The sequence below is a fragment of the Acidiphilium sp. PM genome (assembly GCF_000219295.1).
Lineage (GTDB): Bacteria > Pseudomonadota > Alphaproteobacteria > Acetobacterales > Acetobacteraceae > Acidiphilium > Acidiphilium multivorum.
Genome location: NZ_AFPR01000187.1, coordinates 1 through 3910 on the forward strand (window position 1 = coordinate 1; position 3910 = coordinate 3910).

The window sequence follows — 3910 nt, forward strand, 5'->3', positions numbered from 1 at the left end:
CGCAGGCGGCGAGAGCGGCGCAGGCGAGCAGGACGAGCAGCAGCGAGCGGGTCATGCCAGCGTCTCCTGCCAGCGCGCGGCGGCGCGGGCGACATTGTCGGGCGCGGTGCCGCCGAGGGTGCGGCGGGCGGCGACCGAGGCCTCGATGGTCAGCACATCATACACCGCCTCGGTGATCCGCGGCTCGACCTCCTGCATGACCGAGAGCGGCAGGGCGACGAGCTCGAGCCCGCGCGACTCGGCCTCGCTCACGATCCGGCCGGTGACGTGATGGGCGGTGCGGAAGGGCAGGCCGAGATCGCGCACGAGGTAGTCTGCAAGATCGGTCGCGGTCGAGAAATCGGCGCCGGCCACGGATCGCATCCGCAGCACGTCGGGCATCATGTCGCGCACCATGCCGGTCATCGCGGCGAGGCAGAGTTCGGCGGCATCGGCGGCGTCGAACACCGGCTCCTTGTCCTCCTGCATGTCCTTCGCATAGGCGAGCGGCAGGCCCTTCATCACCGCGAGCAGGCCGGTGAGCGCCCCGAAGATCCGCCCGGCCTTGGCGCGGGCGAGTTCGGCGGCGTCCGGGTTGCGCTTCTGCGGCATAATCGACGAGCCGGTGGTATAGGCGTCGGACAGCCGGATGAAGCGATAGGGCGCGCTGGTCCAGATGATGATCTCCTCGGCGAAACGCGAAAGATGCATCGCGAGGATGGAGAGGGCGGAGAGGAATTCAAGCGCGAAGTCGCGGTCCGAGACCGAATCGAGCGAATTCGCGGTCGGCCGGTCGAAGCCGAGGGCGGCGGCGGTCATGCTGCGGTCGATCGGGAAGGTGGTGCCGGCGAGGGCGGCCGCGCCGAGCGGGCATTCGTTCAGCCGCCGGCGCGCATCGGCGAGGCGGCCGCGGTCGCGCGACAGCATCTCGACATAGGCGAGCAGGTGATGCCCGAGCGTCACCGGCTGGGCGGTCTGCAGATGGGTGAAGCCAGGCATGATGGTGGCCGCGTGTTCGGCCGCGCGGTCGGCCAGCGCGCGCATCAGCTCGCGCACCTGGCCGTCGAGACTGTCGATCGCGTTGCGCACCCAGAGGCGGAAATCGGTCGCCACCTGGTCGTTGCGGCTGCGCGCGGTGTGCAGCCGGCGCCCGGCCTCGCCGATGCGCGCGACCAGCCAGGCCTCGATATTGGTGTGGATGTCCTCGAGCGCGGGATCGAAGGTGAACGACCCCTCGGCGATCGCCTCGGCGATCTCGGCGAGTCCGGCGCGGATCGCCGCCTCGTCCTCGGCGGAGATGATTCCCATCGCGGCGAGCATGCCGGCATGGGCGAGGCTGCCTTCGATATCCTCCCGCCAGAGCCGCTGATCGAACCCGATCGAGGCATTGATCGCCTGCATCACGGATGCGGGACCGGCGGCAAATCGTCCGCCCCATTGCAGGCGGGATGGTTGCGTTCCGGCCTGATCGGCACCAGAATTCGTCATATTCGGTTTGGAAGAGGTATCGGCGGTCATGCGTTTCGGGCTTTCTCGGCGGCAGTTCGCGGCTCTGGGTGCGGGTCTTGTGCTGCCTGACTTAACTTCGCTCGCCGGGATCGGCAAATCCGCCGAGGCGATGGAGCTGCCGGATGTCGCCCCCAATCTCGACGTGACCGTGCCGCAGCCGCTGCCGGACTTCCACTTCCTCGATGCGTTCGGCCGGCGGCTGACGCTGGCCCATTTCCGCGGCGAGGGGCTGGTGGTGAATTTCTGGGCGACCTGGTGCCCGCCCTGCCGCGCCGAACTGCCCACGCTGGTCGCCCTCAATCCGCGGATCCGGGGCGATGGCATCCGCGTGCTGCCGATCTCCGTGGACAGCCAGGGGATCAAGGCGGTGCGACCCTATTACGCGAAGCACCACATCACCGGCGTGCCGATCCTGCTCGACCCGAGTTCGAGCGCGCTCGACGCGTTCGACGTGAACGGGATTCCCTTCACCGTGATCGTCGACCGCAAGGGGCAGATGGTCGCCTCCCTCCAGGGGGCGGGTGACTGGAACACGCCGGCGACGATCGCGCAGCTGCTCAAGCTGATCGGGCCGAAGCCGGCGGCGGCCTCAGGCACCACGGCGACCTGATCCGCCGCGCCGGCTCTTGCCCCGCCGCGATCCGGCTGATAGGCCGCGCGTGAGGTAGAACCGGGACAGAGAACGATGGCTGAAAACAGCGTGAAGAAAGTTGTGCTGGCCTATTCGGGCGGGCTCGATACGAGTGTCATTCTCCGCTGGCTGCAGACCGAGCGCGGGGCGGAGGTCGTCACCTTCACCGCCGATCTCGGCCAGGGCGAGGAACTTGAGCCGGCGCGGCGCAAGGCCGAGATGTTCGGCGTCAAGGAAATCTTCGTCGAGGACCTGCGCGAAACCTTCGTGAAGGATTTCGTCTTCCCGATGTTCCGCGCCAACGCGCTCTACGAGGGCCAGTACCTGCTCGGCACCTCGATCGCCCGGCCGCTGATCGCGCAGCGGCAGATCGAGATCGCCGAGGCGGTTGGCGCGGACGCCGTGGCGCATGGCGCGACCGGCAAGGGCAACGACCAGGTCCGCTTCGAACTGGCCTATTACGCGCTGAAGCCGGATGTGAAGGTCGTCGCCCCCTGGCGCGAGTGGAACCTGACGAGCCGCACCAAGCTGCTCGAATTCGCCGAGGCGCACCAGATTCCCATCGCCAAGGACAAGCGCGGCGAGGCGCCCTTCTCGGTCGATGCCAACCTGCTGCACTCCTCCTCCGAGGGCAAGATCCTCGAAGACCCCGCGCAGGCGCCGGACGAGATCGTCTACCAGCGCACCATCAGCCCCGAGGCGGCGCCGGACGTGGTGACGGAAATCAGCATCGATTTCGCGCAGGGCGACGCGGTGGCCCTGAACGGCGTGGCGCTTTCGCCGGCCACGCTGCTGACCAGGCTCAACGAGCTTGGCCGCGACAATGGCATCGGCCGGCTCGACCTCGTCGAGAACCGTTTCGTCGGCATGAAGTCGCGCGGCGTCTACGAAACGCCGGGCGGCACAATCCTGCTCGCGGCGCATCGCGCCATCGAGAGCATCACGCTCGACCGCGAGGCGGCGCATCTGAAGGACAGCCTGATGCCGCGCTATGCCGAGCTGATCTACAACGGCTTCTGGTTCAGCCCGGAGCGGCGGATGCTGCAGGCGCTGATCGACGCCAGCCAGAACTCCGTCACCGGCCGGGTGCGCCTGAAGCTCTACAAGGGCAACGTGATCGTCGCAGGCCGCGAAAGCCCCAACTCGCTCTACTCGGCGCGGATGGTCACCTTCGAGGATGACGAGGGCGCCTACAACCAGCAGGACGCGGCGGGGTTCATCAAGCTGAACGCCCTGCGCCTGCGCCTCGGCGGCGCCATCGGCCGGCGCGGCGGCGCGCTGTAAGGCATCCGGGTGATGGATCGGCGGTTCCGGCCCTTCGCCCGTCTTGCCGCCGCCGGCGGCCTTGCCCTGCTGCTCGCGGCCGGGGCGTTTGCCGCGCCGGCGCAGCACCCTATCGACGCCAGGACCCGCGCCGCGCTCGACCGCGAGGCGCATGCCCTGCTGCGGCAGAAGGGCGTCACCCATGTCGGTTTCTACGGGTTCACCATCGATCCGGCCGGGCATGTGACGAGCGCCTGGGTCGTGCGGTCCGCCGGCAATCCCCGGCTGGACGAGGCCGCGCTGGCCATGATCCGCAAGGCGATCCTGAAGCGCCGGCCAGCGGGCGCGCCGGCCCGGATGCAGTTCGTCATCCCGATCGAATTCCGCCGCCACGGCGCGCCGGTCGCGCCGTCTGCTCCATAATCGCCATATTTCGACCATGGCCGGGCCATGTTGCCCGGCTATCCGGATGGTGCGTACGAATGGAGGACCACAGCATGCAACAGATCCTTTCGACCCGCGCGCTCC

4 protein-coding genes are annotated in these 3910 nt (G+C 68.6%); 3 read left to right on the forward strand and 1 reads right to left on the reverse strand.

Features of this window, described 5'->3' with window-relative positions; translation table 11 throughout:
- Positions 1 to 51 precede the first annotated feature (51 nt).
- Entirely contained in the window at positions 52 to 1467 is a 1416-nt protein-coding gene (gene argH, locus APM_RS08850; protein WP_011941745.1) for an argininosuccinate lyase, read from the reverse strand.
- Between the two features lie 28 nt (positions 1468 to 1495).
- Between argH and APM_RS08855 the strand changes: the two genes are divergently transcribed.
- From APM_RS08855 to APM_RS08865, 3 genes are all read left to right on the forward strand, one after another.
- Positions 1496 to 2098, forward strand: a complete 603-nt coding sequence (locus APM_RS08855; protein ID WP_007423028.1) for a TlpA disulfide reductase family protein — start codon at positions 1496 to 1498, stop codon at positions 2096 to 2098.
- A 75-nt stretch (positions 2099 to 2173) separates the two neighbouring features.
- A complete protein-coding gene (locus tag APM_RS08860; protein WP_007423029.1) occupies positions 2174 to 3403 on the forward strand; it encodes an argininosuccinate synthase in 1230 nt (409 codons plus the stop codon).
- A gap of 12 nt (positions 3404 to 3415) precedes the next feature.
- A complete protein-coding gene (locus tag APM_RS08865) occupies positions 3416 to 3805 on the forward strand; it encodes an energy transducer TonB (protein WP_007423030.1) in 390 nt (129 codons plus the stop codon).
- Positions 3806 to 3910: the final 105 nt, after the last annotated feature.

Excerpts from the sequence above, each read along its gene's own strand:
- APM_RS08855 (WP_007423028.1), top strand. The coding sequence starts at position 1,496 with ATGCGTTTCGGGCTTTCTCGGCGGCAGTTCGCGGCTCTGGGTGCGGGT.
- APM_RS08865 (WP_007423030.1), top strand. The coding sequence starts at position 3,416 with ATGGATCGGCGGTTCCGGCCCTTCGCCCGTCTTGCCGCCGCCGGCGGC.
- argH (WP_011941745.1), bottom strand. The coding sequence starts at position 1,467 with ATGACGAATTCTGGTGCCGATCAGGCCGGAACGCAACCATCCCGCCTG.
- APM_RS08860 (WP_007423029.1), top strand. The coding sequence starts at position 2,174 with ATGGCTGAAAACAGCGTGAAGAAAGTTGTGCTGGCCTATTCGGGCGGG.